At 52.5% G+C, this 23,554-nt stretch carries 21 protein-coding genes; 7 read left to right on the top strand and 14 right to left on the bottom strand.

Going from position 1 to position 23,554, the window contains the following annotated elements:
- Positions 1 to 55: 55 nt before the first annotated feature.
- The 4 genes from arsB to JJL52_RS02230 are packed head-to-tail and all read right to left on the bottom strand — an operon-like array spanning position 56 to position 2,527.
- The gene (gene arsB / locus JJL52_RS02245; RefSeq protein WP_202050769.1) at positions 56 to 1,180 is read right to left on the bottom strand and encodes an ACR3 family arsenite efflux transporter; all 1,125 of its coding nucleotides are present in this window, start codon (positions 1,178 to 1,180) and stop codon (positions 56 to 58) included.
- 44 nt (positions 1,181 to 1,224) lie between these two features.
- The gene (locus JJL52_RS02240; protein WP_202050768.1) at positions 1,225 to 1,662 is read right to left on the bottom strand and encodes an ArsI/CadI family heavy metal resistance metalloenzyme; all 438 of its coding nucleotides are present in this window, start codon (positions 1,660 to 1,662) and stop codon (positions 1,225 to 1,227) included.
- Positions 1,659 to 2,162, bottom strand: coding sequence for an arsenate reductase ArsC (locus tag JJL52_RS02235; RefSeq protein ID WP_202050767.1), 504 nt, complete (start codon positions 2,160 to 2,162; stop codon positions 1,659 to 1,661). Before JJL52_RS02235 ends, JJL52_RS02240 begins: the two co-directional genes overlap by 4 nt.
- Positions 2,163 to 2,188: 26 nt before the next feature.
- The gene (locus tag JJL52_RS02230) at positions 2,189 to 2,527 is read right to left on the bottom strand and encodes an ArsR/SmtB family transcription factor (protein ID WP_202050766.1); all 339 of its coding nucleotides are present in this window, start codon (positions 2,525 to 2,527) and stop codon (positions 2,189 to 2,191) included.
- Positions 2,528 to 2,821: 294 nt separating this feature from the next.
- On the opposite strand from JJL52_RS02230, the gene JJL52_RS02225 reads away from it, so the two are divergent.
- From JJL52_RS02225 to JJL52_RS02215, 3 genes are all read left to right on the top strand, one after another.
- Positions 2,822 to 3,451, top strand: coding sequence for a DUF47 domain-containing protein (locus JJL52_RS02225; RefSeq protein ID WP_202050765.1), 630 nt, complete (start codon positions 2,822 to 2,824; stop codon positions 3,449 to 3,451).
- 9 nt (positions 3,452 to 3,460) lie between these two features.
- Positions 3,461 to 4,573 carry an inorganic phosphate transporter gene (locus tag JJL52_RS02220; protein ID WP_202050764.1) on the top strand — a complete coding sequence of 371 codons (1,113 nt, stop codon included), beginning with the start codon at positions 3,461 to 3,463 and terminating at the stop codon, positions 4,571 to 4,573.
- Between the two features lie 387 nt (positions 4,574 to 4,960).
- Positions 4,961 to 5,542 carry an HdeD family acid-resistance protein gene (locus tag JJL52_RS02215; protein ID WP_202050763.1) on the top strand — a complete coding sequence of 194 codons (582 nt, stop codon included), beginning with the start codon at positions 4,961 to 4,963 and terminating at the stop codon, positions 5,540 to 5,542.
- On the opposite strand, the gene JJL52_RS02210 is transcribed toward JJL52_RS02215, so the two are convergent.
- Together JJL52_RS02210 and JJL52_RS02205 are read right to left on the bottom strand one after the other, a co-directional pair.
- Positions 5,536 to 6,204 (bottom strand): response regulator, encoded by a 669-nt coding sequence (locus JJL52_RS02210; RefSeq protein WP_202050762.1) that lies wholly within the window; start codon positions 6,202 to 6,204, stop codon positions 5,536 to 5,538. The two genes, JJL52_RS02215 and JJL52_RS02210, sit on opposite strands and share 7 nt — an antisense overlap.
- Before the next feature lie 189 nt (positions 6,205 to 6,393).
- Positions 6,394 to 7,815, bottom strand: a complete 1,422-nt coding sequence (locus JJL52_RS02205) for a sensor histidine kinase (RefSeq protein WP_202050761.1) — start codon at positions 7,813 to 7,815, stop codon at positions 6,394 to 6,396.
- 234 nt (positions 7,816 to 8,049) lie between these two features.
- Here JJL52_RS02205 and JJL52_RS02200 point away from each other — a divergent pair, with 234 nt between their 5' ends.
- The 4 genes from JJL52_RS02200 to JJL52_RS02185 all read left to right on the top strand — a co-directional run bounded on the left by JJL52_RS02200 (position 8,050) and on the right by JJL52_RS02185 (position 10,862).
- The gene (locus tag JJL52_RS02200; RefSeq protein ID WP_202050760.1) at positions 8,050 to 8,481 is read left to right on the top strand and encodes a cupin domain-containing protein; all 432 of its coding nucleotides are present in this window, start codon (positions 8,050 to 8,052) and stop codon (positions 8,479 to 8,481) included.
- A 23-nt stretch (positions 8,482 to 8,504) separates the two neighbouring features.
- Complete coding sequence (locus JJL52_RS02195; protein ID WP_202050759.1) at positions 8,505 to 9,002, top strand: DUF3280 domain-containing protein; 498 nt, start codon at positions 8,505 to 8,507, stop codon at positions 9,000 to 9,002.
- Positions 9,003 to 9,120: 118 nt separating this feature from the next.
- Positions 9,121 to 9,744 carry a TetR/AcrR family transcriptional regulator gene (locus tag JJL52_RS02190; RefSeq protein WP_202050758.1) on the top strand — a complete coding sequence of 208 codons (624 nt, stop codon included), beginning with the start codon at positions 9,121 to 9,123 and terminating at the stop codon, positions 9,742 to 9,744.
- Positions 9,744 to 10,862: a methyltransferase gene (locus tag JJL52_RS02185; protein WP_202050757.1), complete on the top strand. Its 1,119-nt coding sequence runs from the start codon at positions 9,744 to 9,746 to the stop codon at positions 10,860 to 10,862. The genes JJL52_RS02190 and JJL52_RS02185 overlap by 1 nt, the downstream gene beginning before the upstream one ends.
- A 60-nt stretch (positions 10,863 to 10,922) precedes the next feature.
- Here JJL52_RS02185 and JJL52_RS02180 read toward each other — a convergent pair whose 3' ends face one another.
- From JJL52_RS02180 to JJL52_RS02145, 8 genes are all read right to left on the bottom strand, one after another.
- Complete coding sequence (locus tag JJL52_RS02180) at positions 10,923 to 12,023, bottom strand: CapA family protein (RefSeq protein WP_236994021.1); 1,101 nt, start codon at positions 12,021 to 12,023, stop codon at positions 10,923 to 10,925.
- A gap of 368 nt (positions 12,024 to 12,391) precedes the next feature.
- Positions 12,392 to 13,243 carry an HDOD domain-containing protein gene (locus tag JJL52_RS02175; protein WP_202050755.1) on the bottom strand — a complete coding sequence of 284 codons (852 nt, stop codon included), beginning with the start codon at positions 13,241 to 13,243 and terminating at the stop codon, positions 12,392 to 12,394.
- Between the two features lie 228 nt (positions 13,244 to 13,471).
- Positions 13,472 to 13,516 (bottom strand): hypothetical protein, encoded by a 45-nt coding sequence (locus JJL52_RS21625; protein WP_336885035.1) that lies wholly within the window; start codon positions 13,514 to 13,516, stop codon positions 13,472 to 13,474.
- A 251-nt stretch (positions 13,517 to 13,767) separates the two neighbouring features.
- Positions 13,768 to 14,499, bottom strand: coding sequence for an oxygen-binding di-iron domain-containing protein (locus JJL52_RS02165; protein ID WP_202050754.1), 732 nt, complete (start codon positions 14,497 to 14,499; stop codon positions 13,768 to 13,770).
- Positions 14,500 to 14,617: 118 nt separating this feature from the next.
- A complete protein-coding gene (locus tag JJL52_RS02160; RefSeq protein WP_202050753.1) occupies positions 14,618 to 15,232 on the bottom strand; it encodes a chemotaxis protein in 615 nt (204 codons plus the stop codon).
- Positions 15,229 to 17,385 (bottom strand): putative bifunctional diguanylate cyclase/phosphodiesterase, encoded by a 2,157-nt coding sequence (locus JJL52_RS02155; RefSeq protein ID WP_202050752.1) that lies wholly within the window; start codon positions 17,383 to 17,385, stop codon positions 15,229 to 15,231. The genes JJL52_RS02160 and JJL52_RS02155 overlap by 4 nt, the downstream gene beginning before the upstream one ends.
- Positions 17,378 to 18,157, bottom strand: a complete 780-nt coding sequence (locus tag JJL52_RS02150) for an oxygen-binding di-iron domain-containing protein (protein WP_202050751.1) — start codon at positions 18,155 to 18,157, stop codon at positions 17,378 to 17,380. Before JJL52_RS02150 ends, JJL52_RS02155 begins: the two co-directional genes overlap by 8 nt.
- Before the next feature lie 830 nt (positions 18,158 to 18,987).
- Positions 18,988 to 23,490, bottom strand: a complete 4,503-nt coding sequence (locus JJL52_RS02145; RefSeq protein ID WP_202050750.1) for an NACHT domain-containing protein — start codon at positions 23,488 to 23,490, stop codon at positions 18,988 to 18,990.
- Positions 23,491 to 23,554: the final 64 nt, after the last annotated feature.

Raw genomic sequence — 23,554 nt, 5'->3', positions numbered from 1 at the left:
TTTACCGAAGAATCGGCGATTTTTCAAACAATAGACCAAAGGGCGCACGACAAATTCATCGGCGCATTTTGCCTCGAATGCTGCCCCTCCTCGGCAACGGAGAGGCTATCGATGTATCGGCTGCCACGCTCGTCCATAGCCGTTCTTTAAAGAGAAACGCCACATTGACCAGTCCGATCATCACCGGCACTTCGATCAGCGGACCAATGACTGCCGCGAAGGCGGCGCCGCTGTGGATGCCGAACACCGCTACCGCCACGGCAATGGCCAGCTCGAAATTATTGCTGGCCGCCGTAAACGCCAAGGTAGCGGTTTTACCATAGTCGGCGCCGATGGCCTTGCCCATCAGGAAGCTCAGCAGGAACATCGCCACAAAATAAATCAGCAGCGGTACGGCAATGCGGGCCACGTCCAGCGGCAGCTGCACGATCAGGTCGCCTTTCAGGGAGAACATCACGACGATCGTGAACAGCAAGGCAATCAGGGTCAGCGGGCTGATTTTCGGGACGAAATGATGGTGATACCAGTCTTTGCCTTTGGCTTTGACCAGCACCCGCCGGGTCAGGAACCCGGCAATGAAAGGAATGCCGAGGTAAATGAAGACGCTTTGCGCGATTTCGCCGATCGTGATCGCGACGATATTGCCCTGTAAGCCCAAGAGCGGCGGCAGCACGGTAATGAATACCCAGGCGTAAACGCTATAAAACAGCACCTGGAACACGCTGTTGAACGCCACCAGACCGGCCGCGTACTCGTTATCGCCGCGCGCCAGTTCGTTCCAGACGATCACCATCGCGATACACCGGGCCAACCCGATTAGAATCAGGCCGGCCATGTATTCCGGATAATCGCGCAGGAATACGACCGCCAGTGTGAACATCAACACCGGCCCGATGATCCAGTTCTGCAGCAGCGACAGGCCCAGCACCCGCCAATTCCGGAAGACATCGCCCAGCTCTTCGTAGCGCACCTTGGCCAACGGCGGGTACATCATCAGAATCAGGCCGATCGCAATCGGGATATTGGTCGTTCCGACCGAAACGGCTCGATTGAATTGTTGAATTAGCTCCGGCCACAGGAAGCCGATCCCTACGCCAAGCGCCATAGCCATAAAAATCCAGAGCGTCAGAAAGCGATCCAGGAACGACAAACGGGGATTAGGACAATAAGGTGTGTTCATGATGGAATCGAGTCAATCAGGAAGTCGAATCAAATCGCCGGGCTCTAGCCACACTGAGCTGATGGGCTGCAGCATGAAGCGGCTTGATCGGTCGGCAGTGCCGCGTCCTTGCCGAACAGCGGAATGCCTTTCAGTGAATGAAACGCTTCCCAGGCGATGCCTTGCGGATCGACTGTCCAATATTTATCGGATTCGGCGTAACAGCAGGCCGCCTGCTTTTGCTCGATTACAGGCAGCGCCGCGGCGGTCAAAACCTGTTGAACCTTTTCCAGCTCTTGGTCGGATTCGACTTGAATGCCTAAATGGTCAAGGCCGGGCTTTCTGCCGCGGCTGGATATCGCGAAGTTGATGCACGGATCATCCAGCATCCATTTGGCGTAATCTTCCTGAATTACGCTGGGTTCGGCCTGAAATAGTGCGCTGTAGAAAGCGATATTCCGCTGAAGATCGTCTACAGCCATATGGATATGAAAGCGCTTCATACGGATTCTCCGGTAAGCGACGAGGGAAGCAAGGTTCCGATGCGGTCCAATTCGATTTTCAAGCGGCCACGATCCTGCTGCAGTTCGTTTAAAGGCAGTCGTAGAAACTGCTCGATGCGGTAGCGCAAGATGCGGTATGCCTTCATAAAGGCGGCATCGATTTCTTCGCCGCTGCCTTCGGCATGGGCGGGATCTTCGACGCCCCAATGACTGCGCAATGCAGGCCCGAGATAAGCAGGGCAGGTTTCGTTGGCGGCATTGCCGCAGACGCTGAGTACGATGTCAGGTATTGCCGGCAGATCGTTCCAGGACTTGCTGAAATAGCCTTCGGCGGATATTCCTTCGCGTTCCAACAGCGCCAGCGAACGCGGGTGGATCTTCCCTGTCGGTTTACTGCCGGCGCTCATTGCCCGCCAGCCGGGCGGGGCCAGATGGTTGAAGGTCGCTTCGCCGAGAATGGAGCGGCAGGAATTGCCGGTGCATAAAAACAAAACGTTCATGAAAGAGATCCTTAAATGATAAAAAATCAGTTGGTGTCGCAGCAGGTTTTCACCGGCTTTGCATCGAAGCAGTGCTCTGTATGGCCGCTGCAGCATTCGGCAGTCAAATAATCGATCAGCGCCTGCATTACCTTCAGATTGGCGCGGTAACGCTGATACCGGCCTTCTTGGGTCACGTTGAGCAGGCCCGCATGGGTCATTGCCTTCAGATGGAAAGACAGGTTGGTGGGCGGCAGGGCCAGCAGCGCGGCGATTTCCCCGGCCACCAGGCCGGCAGGCGCGTGCTTGACCAAAAGCCGGAACACATCCAGCCGGATGCCGGAGGCCAAGGATTCGAAAAGGGAAGTGGCGAGTTGTTTATCCATATATCAACTATACAACAATTATTGAAATATCGAAACAAACAGCGGTCAATTTTCCTTTTGTTCATGGTTTTCGCGCATCCGCCTTGATTTTCAAAACGTGCCGTAAAGGCGCCTATTTTCGGCCGGAAGGGTATCCGATCGGCCGGTTTGCGCCTCGCGGCAATAGTTTTTATCGTGTTTGCTTGCCGTCGAACGCATCGGCATCCCCAAAACTTCTCATATTCAGCCAACAGGTTATGCGATAATGGGAGAAAATTAGCAAAGCCTTACGGGTCAAAATTAAGGAAAAAAACCATGTTTTCATTGCAAACTATCTTCGGCAAAGGCGACAAGTTTTACAGCCTCCTCGAAGCCAGTGCGGAATCCGCGCGTTCGTCGACGAGGGCGCTGATCGAACTCTTGAGTACTCCTGCATCGCAGCAATCGCTGGAAAAGTTTAAACAGGCGCGCCGCCAGGAAAAGGATTTGGCCGCGCAGATCAGCGAAGAACTGGTCGATACTTTCGTTACCGTACTCGAACGCGAAGATATCGAAGCCCTGAACGGCGCGCTCTATAAAATTCCCAAGATCGTGGAAAAGTTTGCGGAGCGTTACACGCTTGCCCTGGCGCGAATCGGCGATGTGGATTTCGCGAGCCGCGCCGCCATGCTGGAACAAGCCTGCGAAGTTCTGCAGCAAATGGTCGGATTGTTGCGGTACGGCATGGATCTGGACCGGATCAAAAAATTGAACGATCGGCTGCACGCGATCGAAGGCGAGGCCGACCGCCAGATCCTCGAATTGTACCGGGATGCCTACGCGAATGAATCCGATCCGATCCGCTATCTGATCAAGATGAATTTGTTCGAAATTCTGGAAAAGGCGATCGACCGCTGCCGTGATGCCGGCAATGTCATCTATCACATCGTTTTGAAGAATTCATAAAAGGTTGCCATGTTGACCCTGCTTTTGCTTGTCATCCTGGCAGCGCTTGTCTTTGAATTTATCAACGGATTCCACGATACCGCCAACTCGATTGCCACGGTTGTCGCTACCAAGGTGTTGACGCCAACCCAGGCAGTCGTGCTTGCCGCCGCCACGAATCTGTTCGGCGCCTTGTCCGGTACTGCCGTCGCCAAAACCATTTCCTCGGGACTGGTCGATACCAGCCTGGTGACCATTTCCTCCGAAGTGCTGATCTGCGCACTGGTCGGCGCGATTATCTGGAACCTGATCACTTGGGCGCTGGGGCTGCCGTCCTCTTCCAGCCATGCGCTGATCGGCGGCTTGTGCGGCGCGGCGCTGGCAGCCGGTCACAATGATTTCGATGTACTGATCTGGTCGAAAACCGCGGCCGTCTGGACGGAGAATAAAGGCTTGCTCTGGAAAGTCTTGATTCCGATGGTCAGTTCGCCGATTGCCGGATTTACCCTGGGTATCCTGATTATGGGAACATTGATGGCCGTGATCAGTGGGATGAATTCCCAGGGTGGTGCGTTGGCGCGGAGCGTCCGCCCGAAATGGATCAATATCGCGTTCGGTAAAGCCCAGCTGGTTTCGGCCGGTTATATGGGGTTTGCGCACGGCACGAACGACGCCCAGAAAACCATGGGGATCATCGCCTTGTCGATTTTTACCGCAAACAGCGCGGGCACCCTCGACCAATTGCCGGCTTGGGCCGAATTCCTGCGGCCGGACGGGGGCGAAAAGGATATCGATACCTGGATCGTATTGACTTGTGCATTGGTGATGGCGCTGGGTACCGCGATCGGCGGCTGGCGGATCATCAAGACGCTGGGCCATAAAATGGTCAAATTGCACCCGATTAACGGTTTTGCCGCGGAAACCAGCTCGGCGACCATTTTGCTGACTGCGGCCCACTTCGGGATGCCGGTTTCTACCACGCACAGTATTTCAACCGCGATTATGGGCGTAGGTTTTGCGAAGAATCCACACGCGCTGAAGCTGTCGGTGATAGAGCGGATTGTCTGTGCTTGGATTCTGACGATTCCGGCAGCCGGCGGCCTAGCCTGGGGCATGGTGAGCCTACTGTTGCTGTTCCGGTAGGCATAAGTTCCTCATCCCGTATCCTTCCGTTTATCCGGCCTGTTCCTGCCTGATAGGTCGGTCAACCGCTTCACCGTTGCCCGACATTTGGACGGCGAAGCAGCCGTTCGATGATCCATAACCGTGACCTCATACCGTCGCATCGAAAATGTCGGGCACAAATAGTGTGCCCGACCTACACGCCTGCTCCAGGCCGATATTCAAAGTTTGCCGCCCCCAGGCTTTACCGACTGGGGCGATTGCCTCACCGAATCTTACCAGCGGCTGGCAAGCCGATCGGCCGCATCGCTATCCAAAACGACTCGCGGAATTCATGGTCTATCGATAAATACGCGAACTTTGTTCGCGCAGAGGTTTCGTTATGACTGCGCAGTTCGGGAGGAGATCATGAACACGAAAGAACACATCGATATTGAAATCCGGCTCATTCAGGAACGAATGCAGCACTATTTCCATCGGCATTGGAAACTGTTCCTGGCGGAAGGCATAATTTTCATCCTGCTCGGGCTCTGCGCCATAGTCGTTCCTCGGTTTTTCTCCGTGGCCGTGGTGATTTTTTTGGGCTGGCTGATTCTGTTCGGCGGGATCGTGCATATTAGCCGCGCTTTGCTGTTTTCCGGAATGCCCGGTTTCGGATTGTGGCTGTTTATGGGGATTTTGCAGGCGGTGTTGGGGTATCTGTTCATTGTCCGGCCTGCTTCCGGGATAGTCACCTTAACGATGCTGATCACGTTGTATTTTGCTCTGGAAGGCGTTGTCAAAATTTCTTTGGCCTTCAGGATGCGTCCTTTGCCCAATTGGGGGCTGATTCTATTCAACGGCATCACCGCTTTGGCCTTTGCGTTTATTGTCGCGATCGCCTGGCCCGAAACCTCGCAGTGGCTGCTGGGCCTGTTCTTGGGCATCAATATGGTTTTCCTGGGTGCAGCACTGGTCAAAATCAGCCTGCATCATAAAGTAAGCTACTGACTTTCGGCTCTCCCTGCGTCCGCTAACTCCAGCAGATCGATCACATTCAGCCGGATCGCCAGCCGCGTCAGCTCGATGTCGCTGGCCGCGCCGAGTTTGCGCTTGATCAGGTAATGGGTGTTGCAGACCGTTTTCGGGCTGATGTTGAGCGTCTGCGCGATCGACTCGATCGGCCGGCCTTCGACCAGCAGGCGCAGAATCTCGAACTCCCGCACCGTGAGCGCCTCCAGCGCCATCCGCTCGCTGCCGAGTTTTTCCAGCGCCAGCGCCTGGGCGATATCCGGGCTCAAGGCATGGCGGCCCGCATGGACCTCGAAGATCGCGCGCAGGAGCACTTCCGGCGGGCTGCTCTTGGTGACGTAGCCCAGGGCGCCGGCGCGGCTGGCTTGGATCGCGAAGCTCGGATTCTGATGCATGCTGAACACCAGGATTTTGGCGTCCGGACAGCGCTGCCTGACCCGCCCGATCAATTCCAGGCCGCCGATGCCCGGCAGCGAGAGGTCGGTCACCATCAAATCCGGGTTGCATTCCTTGAAGCGGAGATAGGCCTCCGCGCCATCCGCCGCTTCCGCGATCACCTGTAGGCCGGCCTGTTTGGCCAGCAGCGCGCGGTAGCCTTCGCGGACGATCGCATGGTCGTCGACCAGCAGGATGTTGATCATGAACTCTCGGCCTCCTCCGTCATTTCGTTGAGTTAAAAGCTTTGTATCTGGTAGGAAATAACTTTCCGAATGTTGATTGTTTTGAAAAGCGGATGATTCACTCCCCTCTTTAAACGGGGGGGAGATTTTTTAAATAAATCCCCCTCGATCCCCTTTTTTCAAAGGGGGAAGTTGTTTTTGACGAAAACCTTATTCCCTTTCAGCTTTCCCGCCAAGGCGAAAGGGAGTCGCCGCGTTCGCTGCCACTGCCGCACAGCTTGGCTTGGCCGCCCGGCGTATCGGCAATACGACTTCAACCTGCAATCCATGAGGTTCGGCGATGGACAGCGTCAGCCGTCCCTGCAAGGCGGCGACCCGTTCGCGAATTCCGAGCAAGCCGATGCCGGGGCCTTCCGGAAGAGGCAACGTGCTGGTGATGCCGTCGTCCCGGACGGTTAAAACCGCCCGCTCTTCAGCTACCCTCAGCATAACTTCTCCATGATTTGCCGCCGAATGTTTCGCGATATTGGTCAGGCATTCCTGGGCGATCCGGAACAGCGCGATCGCCTGCGGCTCCGGCAATGCCCCGCAGTCGCCGGTGATGTTCGATTCATAACGGATTTTGCCGGCGCCATGTTTGTTCCATCCTCCCACCAAGCTGCTCAGGCTGGCGGCAAGCCCCAGTTCGTCGAACTCGGCGGGCCTGAGGCGTCCGAGCAGGCCGCGTACATGGGTCATCATGTGTCCGCTGATCCGGGCGATGCGTGCGGTTTCCTCGATCAGTTCCGGGCATTCCCGCTCCGCCGTATGGGTAATCGATGCGGCGACTGCGTTGATCGCCGTCAGGCATTGGCCGAATTCGTCGTGCAGTTCGCGGGCCAAGTCGCGGCGTTCCTGTTCCTGTAGATCGATCAGCTGGACAGCGAGCTTTTGGCGCTCCGCAAGCAGCTGCTGTTGAGCGGCCGCCAGCTGGTTGATCGCGGCGGCGGTCTGCGCCCATTCTCTAAGTTCGAACGTCGGCAGGCGATGAGCCAAGTTGCCTTTCCTCAGGGTTTCCAATCCGGCGACGATAATGCCGGCTGGCCGCAATGCCCGATTGATGCTTAGGTAAACGGGCAGGCAGACGGCCAGGATGGTCAGCGCGGAAAGTCCCAGCAGATTCCTGACATCGCTCCAGGCCTGCGCAATGTCCATTTCGGCGCTGGACGACACTGCCAGCGTTCCCTGGACGCGGTCCTTGAAGACCACCGGCCGCGCTATCTCAAGGCCGGGCGCGAACAACGCCCGGTACAGGCTTGCGAAGCTCTCCGGCGAGCCGTGCGGGGACACTTTCGCGCCGCTGCACAAACTTTTAACGGCGGTATTGCCTGCGGGCTCGAAACGGATACACAAGCCGGGAACGCCGGCAGTCTCTTTCCAGAGCGAGAAGTCCGGAAACGCGCGAGGTTGGCCGAAGCCCGCATCGATGCGCAACAGCTGAAATTCCAGTTGTCTGCCCAGCGATTCAGCGACGCTCTGAAGCGTCTGCCGGGTTTGCTGATTGCTTCGCTGCAGCACGTAGATAGAGGCGGCCAGGAGGCATGCCAGTGCGACGGCCGCGATACGGAACAGCAAATGGCTTTGTAGATTCATAGGCAAGCCTGTCGGCTTTTTGTTGGAAGATGGCTGCATTCTATGTGACGGCCGGTGCGGTGAAAAGCCGTTGGAACGAAGGCGGGCAAATTGCCCGTGCTTTCCGGGCGAATTTCGGATTACGGCGGATCTTTCTTGCCATAGACTGCGGCTTGCCCCGAATGCCTTACGAGTAAGGGCGATTGCAGGGGCTTTCTCCCCACGATTCGACACACTGACCCTAGGAAAAACCGCATGAACAATCTCCTTTTCGATCGCGCCATCTCATGGCAAACCCTGGAAAATATCGAGCATCTGCAGTATGCGATCCTCGACATCGACCGGCAGAACAGGATTATCGATGTAGTCTTCAAATTCGCCCCGCAGGCGCAGATCGTCCTGCACCGGCATAAGGTGCTGAACCACATGCTGGTGATTCAGGGCGAACATCGCTTGTACGAGGCCGACGGACGCCTGAAAGAAATCAGGCCGGTCGGCCGCTATACCGTCAGTCCCGCCAGCGACGAGCCGCACCGGGAAGGCGGCGGCGACGAAGAAACGATCGTCTTTTTCAGCATTCGCGGCAGCGATGGGGTGCTCTATGAAATTCTGGACGATGACCTGAATGTGGGGGCTACCTTGAGCATGCAGGACCTTATCGATCTGCACAGCCGCCGAATGCAGTAATAGCCGGTTTTGGGAGAAATCGCATGTATCGCTCGACAATATTCATGGTGTTGGTTTTTACGCTGCTCGCCGGTTACACGGCACAGGCTGCGGAACGGATCGCCGTTTTGGATTTCGAACTGAACGATCTGACCTCCTTGCCCTATACTCCCGAAGAGCGGCGGCGTACCGCCTCCTTCCGGCCTTTGCTGGAACAGGCGCTGAGGCGGACGGGCGATTACGAAATGGTTCGGGTCGATGCCGAGGACCAGGCGGCCGCCGATGCGGGTTTAGGTTATCTGTTCCGTTTTCCCGAGCTTGCCGCCGGGCTCGGCGAGCAGGCCGGCGCCGACTGGGTGGTCGTTTGCCGGCACAGCAAGCCCAGCTTTATGTTCTCTTATCTGATCGCAAATCTGGTTAATGTAAAAAATCGCGCGTTAGCCGCCGGCTATGCGATCGAGCTGAAAGGCAGCCATGACAAAGTTTCGCAGCGCGGCATCGAGGCGCTGGCGAAGGAAATTCATGATTCGCTTAGCAAATAATTCTAGGAAGAGGGGCATCCCGGTCAATCAACAGGCGGAAATTGATTGGCGAAAATGCTGTTGATGCCGGGAGAGGGATGCTAGGCTATGCGCTAAAACACACCCCTAGGAGAATGCGATGGATGTTGCTGGCGAACGCGCTTGCGACCCGGTCCGAACCCGGCTGCTGAGGGCGGCGCTTGAATGTTTTTTGGCCGACGAATACCACAAGGTCACGACCCGGCGGATTGCCGAAAAGGCCGATGCGAACGTCTCGATGATACGGTATTACTTCGGCAGCAAGGAAGGCCTGTACGAAGAGATGATCCGCGATACGCTGAATCCGCTGCTGGAGGTGCTGGACGGGCCGATGCTGGCGACGGCGGCAGGGTTCAGGGATTTTCTTCAGCTCTATTACGACACGATGGTCGAGCGCCCGGAATTTCCCAAACTGATTCTGAAAGTGCTGGCGCTGAACCAGGGCCCCGGCCGGCGTTTCATTCAACAGTTACTCGAACGCGGCCGCGCGCGGGGCAGGCGCAAAGTCGCCGACATGGCCGCGCGCGGACAGATTGCGCCGACGGTCGATCCGGACATCCTCCGCATGGCCTTCGTCAGTCTGGCGATCACGCCGATGCTGTTGAAGGACATCTTCGAGGAACAAATGGGCCGTGCAATGGATGCCGATTTCATCGCGAATCTGGCCGGCTTCAACGGCCGGCTTTTTACAGCCGGCCTCGCGGCCGTAAAGGAGAAGTCATAATGTCACTGCAGAAGAATGCGATTGTAGTTAAAGGATTTTCGTTACTGGCGAAATGCGCCGACTGGCTGCAAAACATTCCGAATAGGGTCATGCCGCCGCCGTTTCGGCTGATTCAGATAGGCTCGGCATTCTGGCAGTCGCGCGCCCTGTATGTGGCTGTGCGGCTCGATGTCGCGACTGTTCTGGGGGACGGGCAGCTTACCGCCGATCAGGTGGCCGTCCGCGTTGCCGCGGAGCCCGATGCGCTTTACCGGCTGCTGCGAATGCTGGCGGCACTCGGCATTTTCGAGGAACGCTCTTCCCGGCTATTCGCCAATAACCGCCTTTCCAGCTATCTGCGGGAGGATAATCCGGACAACGTGCGGGCAATGATCCTGATGCATAATTCGGACGCGATGAGCCGGCCCTGGTACGAACAATTGGAAAAGGGCGTGCAGAATGGAGAGGTTCCGTTCGAGCTCACGCACGGCCAAGATCTGTTCGGTTACCTGGATGCCCATCCCGACCTTGACCGTTTGTTCTCAAGCGCAATGGACAGCGTGGAAGCGTTGATCGGCGACAGCTTTGCACTGGATTTCGATTGGGGACGTTTCGAACGCGTGATCGATGTCGGCGGATCGAGAGGCCGTAAATCCCTTGCGATCCTCGATCGGCATCCGCATTTGCGAGCCTTGGTGGTGGATCGCGCTCAAGTGGTCGAAGAAGCGGCGCGTTACTGGGCAGGGTGCGAAGCTCCGGCATCGCTTTCACGGCTAAGCTTTCAAAGCGGCGATCTTTTCCAAGCCGTGCCGGAAGCGAAAAGCGACCAGGACATTTATCTGCTCAGTGCGGTTCTGCACGGCTTCGAGGATGATGCTTGCGTCAGGGCGCTTCGCGCTGTTGCCGATGCCTGCGCCGGAACGGGGGCCCGCATTGCGGTGATGGAACTGATAATGGCCGATTCCCGGGCCGAATTGGCGGGAGCCGCGCTCGACATGCAGATGTTCATGGGAACCCGCGGCCGGGAAAGGACGCTTGCCGAATGGCGGCGGCTGTTCGACAGGTGTGGCTTGATACTGGAAGAACGGGTGGATCTGCGCTCGTTCGCGAAGATACTCGTGCTGCGTAGGGAAAAGTAAAGGATATTGCGTCCGGCGTAAGATCAGGCGGAAGATAAGAATCGACTGATCCGAAGTACTTCAGGTGGCAGCTGACAGGACGAGGCGGCGGCCTTGATCGGCCAATTCGATACCCGTGCCCAAGAGGCGGCTTTCCCTGTTTAGGACTTGCTGCAGCCAGCGAATATCTTCGGGCAACGGATCGTTCAGCCGGAAGCGTTTGATCTGCATCGGCGTCATGATCAGCCTGACCAGTTTTCCGGTGGCAAGGTCCAGGGTGAGGAAGTACATGACCGAGAGGTCGCTCCGGAATTCAGCGTGCCCCGGAATGCCTTCGTAGTCGTTCAAAAAGTCGCCGCAGCCGTAGAAGATCGGTTTGCCTTTATAGAGCTCGATGCCCAGCGGGTGATGGGAGGAATGGCCGTGCACCACGTCCACCTGGGCCTCGTCTATCAGGCGGTGCGCAAACTCCCGGTGGGAGTCGGGTATGCCGTAACCCCAGTTGCTTCCCCAGTGAATCGAGGCTACAGCACAATCGCCTTGTTGTTTCAGCGTCGCAATCTGTTCGGCAAGCGCGCGGACGCTGCCATCGGATAAATCCGGCAGCAGATTCACGCCCGGCCTGTCGCCGAGCGCATCCCAGAGCCAGGGAATGCCGCTGCTTTCATCGCCGAGTCCAAATACCAGTACCCGTCCTTTCCCCGCCGCTTCGATCACGGCCGGTACTTCGGCAAACCTTCGGTTTTTGCCGGCCCCCGTGGTTTTGATGTTTGCGCCGGCCAAGGTTGCCAAGGTTTCCTGCAAGCCCGCATAGCCCCAGTCCAGTACATGATTATTGGCCAGGACCGCGCAGTCGATCTTCGCTGCCGTCAGGCAGGGGAGGTTCTTCGGATGCATCCGATAGTGGATGCCCTTGCCGGGCCAGGGATCGGAAGAAGTCGTGACCGCCGTTTCGAGATTAATGATCCGGACATCGGGGGCGGCGAGTTCGAGTTCGCTTAGCGCATCGCCCCAAGGATAGGCGAAATCGGCCGGTTTCGGAATCGGTCCTCCGGCTTTTTCCGCGAGTCTCAAATAGCCTTCGGCGGAAGTCATGTAAGGCTCGTATAAGCGGGGATCGCCAGGGCAGGGTAATATCCGGTCGATGCCCCGGCCGGTCATTACGTCGCCGCATAGGAACAGCGTGAGCGTTGGGTGTTCCTGCTGTGTTGCAAGGGCTGAGGCGTTTTGTTCAATCGCTGTGTCTTTCCCTGATGCTTCCGAACTTGTGCCGATTAAGCCGACGCCTGCTGCGCCCAGGGTTCCGGCTAATTTCAGAAATTCCCTTCGCCGTCTGGACTTGGGCCGATAATCATTCCGGCGACCGCCTGTGGAATTCATCGTATGACCGACCTATAAACCCTATGGAATTCAGTATGGATATTTCTCGCTCGAATGCATTGAAAATATTTTTCAACCGAATCGTATTTGAGAGCGCCCTAAACCCTCTTTAACAGAGGGTTAGTTTACGGTATCGTTAGATTGTTCGTTGGACAGGCGGCTAGGATTTATTATCCAAAAAGGCTGTTGACTAATTCGATGTTGTCCGAAATATTTTCGAGCGTGATCGTTTCGGTATCGAAGCTGAGTCCAAGTTTGGCGAAAGCGGGCACTATCGAACAATCGACCCGACAGGCCGGATGGTCGGTTCCGGCAATGCTTTGTAAAAAGGCAACTTGCACAACGTCTACATAATCGGCCTTGGCTCCCGAATCGTATTGGAAATTGGTATATTCCGAAGCTACCGGCTTTATCGTCGCCGGAAAGTTCAATTTGTCCATGACGATTTTGCCGACGGTACCGTGCGCTTGTTCAAGCAGCAAACCGACAAGGGTTGGGCTCTCTTTGAATTCTTTAAATTCGGGGGATTGATCAATCATCATGAGTATGGGCAATTTCCCTACCTGGTGAATGAGTCCGGCAAGCATGGCCTCGTTGGGGTCGAGATGGGGCGCAAACGAACAGAGGAAATGGCTGGCGGCGGAGACGTTCTTGCTCAGTTCCCAGATTTGCTTGAATTCGTTTTCCAGAAATTTCGAGGATGGCGCAAACAGTTGCTGGGTGATCATGCTGCTGACCAATGTGCGGATCGTGTTGTTGCCTAGCCTTAACACAGCCATCTGCACGTTGGATATTTCCGTTCTTCCCCGGAATTTCGGACTGTTCGTCACACGGATGAGGCGAGCCGATATCGCCGGATCGGTGAGGATAATTGCAGCCAAATCCTTAGGCGAAGTTTCCTCTTTGGAAACCGCATTCATAATTTTGATGGCAACGTCGGGTAGCGTCGGCAGATAAGGACTGTTCTTTGCCAATTCGTTACTGATAACATCAATTGCGGTTTCAAGTGAAGCTAATTTCATTCTTTCATCCTTATTAAAAATCTAATTTATTCTTCAGACAGGCAAACCCTCCAGGATTTCGTCCATGTCTTTAATTAACTTTAGATGAAATTTCGCATAATTCTCTTGTTTATCTCATGAATTTGAAGTCGTATCACAGATATTTTCGAGTATGGGGGACTAATCATTTTTTGAAATAGAAGCTAGCGCTAGTTAGACGGTCGAGCGCCGACGTTTTGTGCCCAGACATCAGAAAACCGCGCCCGGACCGGCGGGGGTAATCGCAGTGACCACGCCGACGATGTTGCCCGCTCCCGACCGGCGCCGCCAACGCGATCATCACAGCGGGGAAATGAGGTGAGCGTAGTCTTTAAGGAGGATCAGCCGGAACGCCAATGGCGGTGCCCGGAACTGTTGGGCCGACAACAACGGTCAGATGATAGGCCCGTACCGACTGACAATGTGAGCATCAAGAACCTCAGGCCCGACAGGGCAGGGTGGCGATCAGCGATTCGGCCATGCATAAAGCTTTTTCTTAGGAAGAGTCAAACTGCCATGCCGACCTGTAAAGCGTCAAACCAGTCTAAGAAACGCTTCACATCTTCACCTTTAAACATACGCCCGTGCTGCGGAGCCAGAATCTCGATATCAAGTTTTCTAACTCGTTCGATCCAGGTTTTTTTGGCTGGGTTGGAAGGCATCCAGCGCTGGTGAAAATAACGCATTTTTTCCGTATGCGCTTCGAAATCATCGACAAATAGCGGGGTTCCTCCGGGTTCGAGAGCTGCGCCGATGTCGCCGCTCATCAAAATCTTTGCCTCCGGATCATACACGTGAAAGTTGCCCGAGGAATGCAGATAGTGCGCAGGGATAAACTGCAGCTCAATTGCTTCCAGTTTGAGGCTGCCTCCATTATCGGCAATCGGAACATATTCGATCGATTCACACCCGTAATGCCGTAAAAATCCCTCCCAGATTTTCGGAGCATGAAGTTTGGCGTGGGGCAATGCCTGATCCCAAAGACTCAGCGACGAAATTACATCCGGGTCCTGATGTGAAGCAAACAGATCGGTAATTTGTTCAACAGATGCATGATGCAAAACCGCCGCCATCATGGGAGCAAACAGTTCATAGCCTCCGGGATCGAGCAACAGGCAGCGGTTGGCAGTACGTACCATATACTGATTGGAATCGATGATGCTATCGGGTTTGTTTTTGTCCCGGCCGAACATGATCCATTGATGCTGAGGTCCTTCATAGAGGTTGATCGATTTCATGGTATGAGAGGCTCTGTTATTTTGGCAGTTTAGTAATGTTTGTCCGACAAGGCTTGGCTAAGGTCGGACGTCCGAGTTCGAAAGACAATATGTTCTCTATTCAACCGGCGGCAAGCTTTTATTTGTTGGCTGAGCCAAACTGCGAGAGGGTTATGATGCAGCGTTGCACATGGTCATGTATTTTTTGAGCGGCGTTATCCACGCTTTTCGATACGGTTTGCAGACTTTGTAAATATTCACCTGCCTGAGACGCTTCGATTCTGGAGTATGTAGCAATAATTCCTGCAGTTTTGGCATGTTGCGTTACTGTATCCAGATGATCCATCAGCATGGCGACGTCGCGCTTAAATTGTAGCTGACAATTCTGTACTATAACCTCCGCGTCGGCCAAGGGTTTTTGCATGGAATGCGCATGAGCCGCCGAGCCGCACGTGGTGGTAATCAGTTCAAATTTATTAAAAGCTTCCGTTTTTCGATATTCTTTGATCGTTATCCGGCATAATGAGGTTGCCAGTTCATTGATAACCTCGATATTTTGTATCATCTCTTTCGCCAAATCATTGATAAAATCGGTAATCGGCTGAAACCCCCGGGCTTTGTCTCCCGCACGGAATGCGATGGCTTTGGCGTTTGCGGCGGCCAATGAAATTTCCTTCGATATCGATATAACGGCGGTTAATTCAGAGGTGATGGAAGCCACTGCAATGAATTGTGTTTTAGTTTGATGATTCATAAAGAGCGAAGCGGTAGTCCGATATGAAATCCTTGGCCGAAATTGATTCCCATGTCTTTTAAATGATCGAAAATTTCCTGAGATTCGACAAATTCGCCGATGGTCAAAATATCCAGCTCCTGGCATAAACGGGAAAGGTTGCGCACCAGTGCCCGGTCAATTTTCGAGTTGAGAATATTTCGCACGAATGCGCCGTCTATCTTTACATATTCGAAGCGCAGTTCCCGAAGATAGTGAAACGAATTGTAACCGCTGCCGAAATCGTCCAAAGCGAACGCAAAGCCTTTTTTCCGAAGATTGGTCAGGAACTTGCCCATATGGGTGATATCGCTGATTGCGTCGCGCTCGAGAATTTCGAACACGATGCTGCTCGGCGGCACTTCCAACTGAGCGCACAATTCTTCGGCGTAGCCTAAAATGCCCCGGCCCTGAATTTCCTGGGCGGACAAATTGATAAACAAACGCTTGGGTTTGCCCTGGGAATGAATGATCTGCTTATTGGCTTCGATCACTTTCCGCACCATGATCCGGTCCAGCTCGCGTCCCAGTCCGTATTTCTCGATTGTCTCGATGAATTGGCCGGCTACCGTGACGCGGCCGTCCGTTTCAATCAGCCGGGCGATCGATTCGTAGGCAAATATTTCGCCGCTTTTGCAATCGACGATCGGTTGGAAGTAGGGCTGAATGCGCTCCTCGCGCAATGCCCGACGCAATTCCTCGGCGACGGAGCGACTGTCGCGCATGATTTGCTTTAAATGCTCGGCGGCATCGAATTCGCATACTTCGTTTTTACCCAGACCTTTTGCCTGGTATAAGGCGACATCCACGCCCGACATCAAATCTTCAACCGTCTGCATGTCCCGGGGATAACTGATGATGCCGACCGAGGTGGTGACATGAAAGTCTTTGCTGTTCGGCGATTTGAACGTCAGGCTTTCCAAATTGGCCCGAATAGACTCGGCAGCGACCTTTGCGCCCTCGGGCGGCGTTTCCGGCAGGATAATCGCGAATTCGTCGCCGCCCATCCGGGTGGCGATATCGCCCTTGCGCATGTGGGACGTGATCGATTCGGCGATTTTCTTCAACACTTCATCGCCCAGCGGATGACCATAGGTATCGTTGATTTCCTTGAAATCATCCAGATCGAGGAGCAATACCGCAAACTGATGATGATGGCGCGACGAACGCCCGACTTCGTATTCCAGCATTTCGTTGAAATAACGCCGGTTATGTATGCCGGTCAAAGGATCGTGAACCGAGTAATACTCCAGTTCGGATAAGGTCCGGCTCAACACCTTACTGGACCCGACCACCATGACCATAACCGAGAGCAGCGATCTTACGATCGTCTGCTCCTGCGTGGTTAAGTTATTTACCGAAGCATAGGCAACACCGAGCAGTCCATCCAGACCGTAAGCATGGTCAGGGACGGGCACGGTAATCATCTCAATATCGGAAAATTCGGCTGTTCGTTGATGGCCCGGAATCTGGTATTCCTCGATATCGAGAAGCACATTCTCCGGTAAATTCAGTTGCCGCAGCATTTTTTGGCCGAGTTGGATGCGAACCTGGCGCTTTTCCTCTTCCGTGTATTCCCCCATGTAGTAGAAATACAACGATAGGCCATGTTCCTCGGCAAATGCGATAAAAAAGAAATTGAACGGAAAAATCTTATGGAATCCGGCCAGTATTTCCTGAACGAATTCTTTCCATTGCGAAACTTTTTCGTGCGAAAGAATGATGTTTTCCAGAACCTGGCTTTGCCGTTCGAGTAAGCTCTTTTCGACCAGGATCGAGGCTAAATAATCGGTCGTTTCGGTTAGCTCATCAATGACTTGCTTCAGATACCTGCCGTTTTTATACCACTGCCGCTGACGTTCGTCGACGAGTTTATCGAATGCCAGATCCAGGTTTCGAAAATCCGCAATCGTTTTTTGAAATATGTCGATTGTTACCGGATCGTCGATACGTGCCAAACCATGCTCGAATTCTTCCAGTCCTTTGCCGTGAATTCGTTTGACTAAAGCGCTGATGGACGATGCGAAACTGCGCGTCCGGCTTTGGCTTTCCAGCAGAGAAAAGAGCTGGTTCATCAAGCGTATGCGCAAATCCTCGATATGATGAGGATAAGGCGCAACATGGACATTATTCATCCCAGCTCCCCATCGCGAAGTGGCCGCTGTGCGTCATCAGGTCGACTCCGCATTTCAGCTCCTTGAACCAATTCAAAAAATCCGGCACGGACTGGCCTCGATAGATAGGCCCATGTTGCGGTGCCAGTATTTTAATGTCCAGCTTCGATACGGCTTCCACCCAAAGCCGTGCCGCTTTATTACATACCATATAACGGCGGTGAAAGCCTTCGATAAAAGGCAAATGCGCTGTAAAATCGTCCACGAATTCATAATCGCGATCGACCGGCAGCATTGCCGCACCGATATCGCCGGTGAATAGAATTTTTGCAACCGGATCGTAGACATTGATCTGCCCTTCGGAATGTAAAAAATGGGCAGGGACGAGTTGCAGCTGAAATCCGGGTGAGATTGTGCATTGTTTTCCGGCATCGGGGACGCCGACAAACTGAGCCATGCTGGCGATGCCGTAATGGGGCAGGAAACGCATCCAGATATTCGATACATAGACCGGTGCATCGGTCAGCTCCAGCCAAGTGGACAAGCCGCCGACGATGTCGGGATCCTGATGGGAGAGAATGATCGCGCGTATCTGTTCCGTTTTGATGTAGCGCAACAATTCGGTCAATACACTGGGCATCACGCCGAAACCGCCGGGATCGAGCAGCACGCCATTATCCCCATGCATAATGAGATATTGATTGGAGCGAATCCCGCTTTCTTCGCCGGGTTCGCTTTCATTCAGCAGGATGAATTTATGCTCGCCCGAGTCGAACAATTTGATGTTACGCATTAATTTTGTCCAGTTTATAAGTGGCTGATTTCCGTTATCAAAATGATAGACGTATTTTGCCGGTTAACAATGTTTTAACCGGTAAAATCTTAATAATGATTTTGAGTTTTTTCCGGTACGGAGACGCTTGTGTTCAAAAAATCTCGAACCGGTCTGAAGCGAGGTTTGCTCGGTCGCAGTCGGAATTGTCTTGGACCGATTTTAGAGGATACCGGGCGTCGAACATTACACAAAAACCTTATTAAAAACAAGAATAATGATTACTTTGTTTGGACGGGATCACCGATTTTTCAACCGGCTTCGGACGGTGGTGGCCTAATTCATTTCAACCAAGCTTGGAGGTAACTTGGAATGCCGCTCGGCAAGGATTAATTGAGCTGTTGGACGCTTCGGAAGTCTATCCGGTTGATCATCACGGATGCCGATAAGCTGCGATAAAGGTTGTAGTCGGGGTGGAAGTGCTGAAATCAAATGTGTTTTTCCTTCCGTTACGTTCAACATTTACCGGAAACTGGCTTGTAATCTCACTAGAGCATTTTCATTTTGCCTGGACAGCATACCCGGCTCCGCGTAGATAATTTGCGCATTCCGCCGGGGTAAATTGCTCCAGCACCTTGGCGAGCGCATCCGACAGTGCCTCGACGGACAGTTAGGTATTGACAATCACTCTTCTGCCTGAAAGAGGAAAGGGTAAATTATAAGTTCGATTTCAGATGAGCTTTTTCCACTTTCGGCTTTGTAACTGGTCAGGTGCAAGGCGGGCCTAGGAGAAAGAGAAGTTGCACTATTGCGTTGTCGACGACCTAGCTTTATTGCTTTGATGCCTAGGCTCACCACCGATCATGAGCTTCCACGATATCATCTGCCCCGTAAATTTCGTTGGCCAACATATCGTCGATCACATCAAGAATTCTTCGACGAGCGTCAGGCCGGGAATCAGAAGCAGCGTACTCTTTTTTAATTAGGCTCTCTAGATAATGCCCATTACCATTCCGTTGACTGACCAGTTTCGCATCTTTGATCAGGCGTTCACTAATTAATATAACTAACTCAAGTACGTCGCCAGTTGCATCTTCCAGCATTCTCAAAACCCTGTGAACATTTCCGGGAAAAGCTGGAGATTCTATAAATCTTACGGTTAAATCACGATAAAGTGAAATATCTGCTATGTCTGTTTTGTTGAAGACATCGGACGCGTGTTTGCGAATTTGTTCGTCTTTATTGAAGAAGTAGTCTTTCAGCAATCTTTCCGCACGTGGGCGGTTATCTGTCCAACTGAAAGCATCCGCGGTGACGTCCGCCAATAGTCGCCGATGTTCCAAACTCACAGCTGCAAGTTGATCCGCCTTCATGATGTAAGCATCATTCCGGTAGCTCTCGCCAAATACTAGCCAAGCACCAATAAGCTGTTTGGTTTCATCGCCGCATTCAAGCAATTGATCAAGCAATTCTTTACCCAATTCGGGTAACCGATGAAGAATACCGAGAAAGAGGTAAAGTCCCTGATGTGTAACCAACGGCGACAGGTGAAGGTCTTTGCTGGTAGTAGTTACGGCGTTGGGCAATGTGATTAACTTCCGGATCGAAATGGAAAACCGCGTTTTGTCTCTATTGAATAACGGAGTCATCACCTTCATCATATTGCAACGCACACTGACCAGCGGTTCTACATCCAATGCCAAATCCAGTGCGTCCCAAATTTTGGGAGTAGCTTCGGGGATTTCCCATGCGGCTGTTGCTAATGTTTCCCACATTCTACCGCGCGTTCCGTTTATGCCTCTGAGACATAACCCACCGCCCGTTTGCACCAATGTTTCAATAGTGATGATTTCGCGTTTCGTATATTCGATATCGATGGATTCGCCTTCGGCCTTGCCATGCAAAGCCAGTTTTAACATGAGCTCGAGAACTTCAGGATCGGCGGCGACTCGTGGGTGTTTATCAATTACGCGAGCTATTGCACAGCCAAAGTCTTTGCTCGGATGATGATAGGCACGTTTGATGGCATGAATTAATGAAGCATCCGTAACCGTTTCAGCTTCAGCCAATCCCCACAGAATCCTTTCGATATAACAAGCCGGTGCGGTATCGGGAATTTTCAGACTCAATGCTGCAAAGCGGTCAGGCTGGATTTTGGTAAGTTCTTGGAGCAGGTGGCCCAGATCACTGGCGCCGCCATCCACAAAACCTGGGCCTCGTCGTCTTTCTTCGTCGTTGTCATAGCGCTTTATCGCCGCCAACCAATGCTTATCACTCATTTTTTCGCATTGCGGTCTTTTTATCGGCGAGCCTATCCTATACATTCCATAGTTACGTGGCTGTTCAATTTCTTGATGGGGGAGCTTTCGTTGTAGTGCCTGTAAACGCGTTTGCCCACTTGGAGTTAATGAGTTAGTCCCTATCGTTTCGAGTATGCACCACTGTTCATAGCCAGAACGATTCAACCACCAAATAACGCTTCTCTTGGTCCAGAAAGGTTCAGATTCGCCTTCTGTTCCGATCTGCTTGCGTAAGTGTTTGCTATGTTCAATTTCCGGATAGCAGTTAAGGATGACTCGTTCTACAGCCTGCTTTTCTGCCATATCCAACACTGGAAAAGTTTCACGGCAGGCATGGGCGAAAGACCACCAGTTCGCTCCATCAAATCCGGCATCGAAAATACTGGCACTGCTCACTAAGTGCGGCAACCTGTGGCCGAGCATGATCGGATTTGCTTGAATCGTTTCCAAGTGCAAATGCATTAGGCATTCGTGTTTAAAGGGGTCGAGTTTATCTAAAAAGCCGATTGCCGATTCTGGGTTCTCTTTCATGGCTTGCTTCAGCGCTGACCGGTAGCAAGCCAAAAAATTGTCGAAACCGTAGTGATGGCCGGAGTAAATTCTGTAATTTAGTAGATGCCAACTATTGTTACCTTCAACATTTTCAGCCTTCATATTAACTGTTTTTATCAGCGCATCCGTAGCGCCATGCAAAAAGGCGAACGGTGTTTTTTCCGAAATTTCTTTCAGTCGATGTTCGTCCAGGCAATCCGAATTATTCTTTGCAAACGGATTGTCTCCCGATGTTGAGGCAAACCACGCCTCGAATAGCGCATGCAAGACTCGACCACACTGTTCTGAAGAACCTGTTCCCCAGTTATGTAATACCATCGATACCGTATGATCATTCCGAAACAGCTTTGACGGATGGGCAAGAATTAACTCGATACACAAGTCAAGTAGTTGATCATCTACTTTATTGAGTCTGGCAGAACCAAACCAATCCAAAAGCCGTTCAGCCCTTATTGGATTGCTGTTCCCCCAGCTCCTTAGTAAATCCGCAATTTCTTTTGGATGTTCTTCAGCGATATTTCTAAACCACCAAAACATCTGTTCAACTCGGTCAGAATGCTGACTTTCAAGTTGTTCGGTAATCCAACCTTTGTGATTCAATAAATCAAACCAATTCGGCGATAAAACTGCTTGCCGAAATAGGACATGAAATTTATCCGGAGTTTGATCAAATTGCGAAACGATCAGGAATTCTGCGCCTGACGGGGAGGCGACGGAATTTAGCCATTGACAAACCGCCAATTTAATATGAAAACGAACATCAGGACTGGAAAGCAGCGAGGATAGTTCGGTTACGTACCGATGGAAATCGTTTTGACGTAAGGACTCGAGAATCTGGCGGACCTGCGTACGCCGAAACAGATGTTGCTCTGTTGAAGTCAATAACTCGACCAAGTTCTGCTTTCGAGTGACAAAAGCCCTGGCAAAAATGTGATCGAAAAAGCTTTCGTGGAAAAAATTCAGTTGGCCTCGGGAAACCACGATCAACCCTTCCGATACCAATATGTCGGCCGCATTGGGATACTCGTCCAATACCGAAACAGGAGCACTCAATTGCTGTCGCTCTGTCATCCAGTCGCAGAGGGTGGTCAACGCTTTAATCAATGACCAGGTGATTCGGCGTTGCCGCGGAATTTCTCGTTCTTTTTTTGTCAGTAGTGCTTCATGCAGACTTGAGCGGGATAAAAAAGGCAAATCGGGATTACCAATCTCTAGGAATACCGCCAAATTGACAGGCAAACACAGTAAACGACGTTGCGGTTCTTTGAAAGTAGCAACGCCTACGCCTTTCTTCTTAAGCACAGGCTCGACCTCGTCATTCCAACTTAACAGTGGGATGTCGATTTGTTGTGTACGATTATTGGCTTTCAGGTGTTTTAATCTCGGGTCAGAGTCCAAATCGAATGTTCGGCAAACGGCAACGATTTTGACGCCGCCGAAATTATGCGCATCTTGAATCAGGCGAAACACAACCTCTCTTATTTGGCCATCGCGTCCAGACACTTCGCTAATAGCATCCACTTGATCGATGAATAATACCAATGGTAAATCCGGGAAAACGCCCTTCAACGTGCTGACTGGGCTTTCTTCACGACCGGTCAAAATTTTTCCTAATTCTTCTCGGCTGGTGCAATGCAAATGTTGATCGACCCTGAATGCCAAATAAGGAATATTGTGTTGCTCGAGTATCTCGATCGCGCTGCGCACGATGCCGGATTTTCCCGAACCGGCAACTCCGGTTAACAACACCACTTCAGGACCGTTGGGTTCGAGTAGGGACGTGACAAGGGCTTGGGTTTGTGGCCTGGCGATGATCTCATTGCCTGCGCCAAAAGTGCCGTAGGTATTGAGGTAGGCTTTTGTTTCCGTCTGTAATCGTTGCCGTATTGTGGGATCGAAGGCCCATTCTTTGAATCGTAAAGTTCCCTGTTGTTTAACGGCTTCACGGAGAGCTTCGGTTGTTAGCTGCTTATTGAAGTGGTTTTCGAGAATATCTCGAAGCACCAAAAAAGCTGAAGTGCCGCCACGATCAAAGTAAAGATCGCCGAAGGATTCAATCAAACCGCTCAATTCTCGGTCGGGTATGATTTCGACATGGCTTCGTTTCAGCCATTCAAACGCAGCTTCTGGTGTTTGGCCCCAAAAGCCGTAGAGTTGGGGGAAATCTTGATCTTTTTGTTCTTTTGAGAGGGCGTCATCAACGAACTGGCTATATGAGTCGGCAATGCGCGCTTTTTCTGTCAGACTTCTGAAATCCTTGGCGTTGTCTTGCGAAACGAAAAAACAATGCGCGTTTTCATTCTCCGATAACCGTTTGGCGAACGCGTTCAATACCCCTTCTTGATTTAGGGCTCTAAGCGTCCAATTTCCACCCGATGCATTAAATTTAGTTTGGTGCCATTCGGTAACGCTGTCGCGAGCAACGGTGAACTCAAATCCTTGATACTCGGTACTTATGCCTTCGAATGTGAGCCAGCTTGCTTTACCTGAAATTACGTCCATTAGGCAGCGAATCAGCCATTTAGCTTCGTATCGATTGCCTAGTTTATCGGGTATTCCGCCTGTT

Source organism: Candidatus Methylomicrobium oryzae (genome assembly GCF_016745425.1).
GTDB classification, from domain to species: domain Bacteria; phylum Pseudomonadota; class Gammaproteobacteria; order Methylococcales; family Methylomonadaceae; genus Methylomicrobium; species Methylomicrobium oryzae.
Note: the sequence above shows the minus strand (reverse complement) of the source record. Positions and strands in the feature narration are given on the sequence as shown.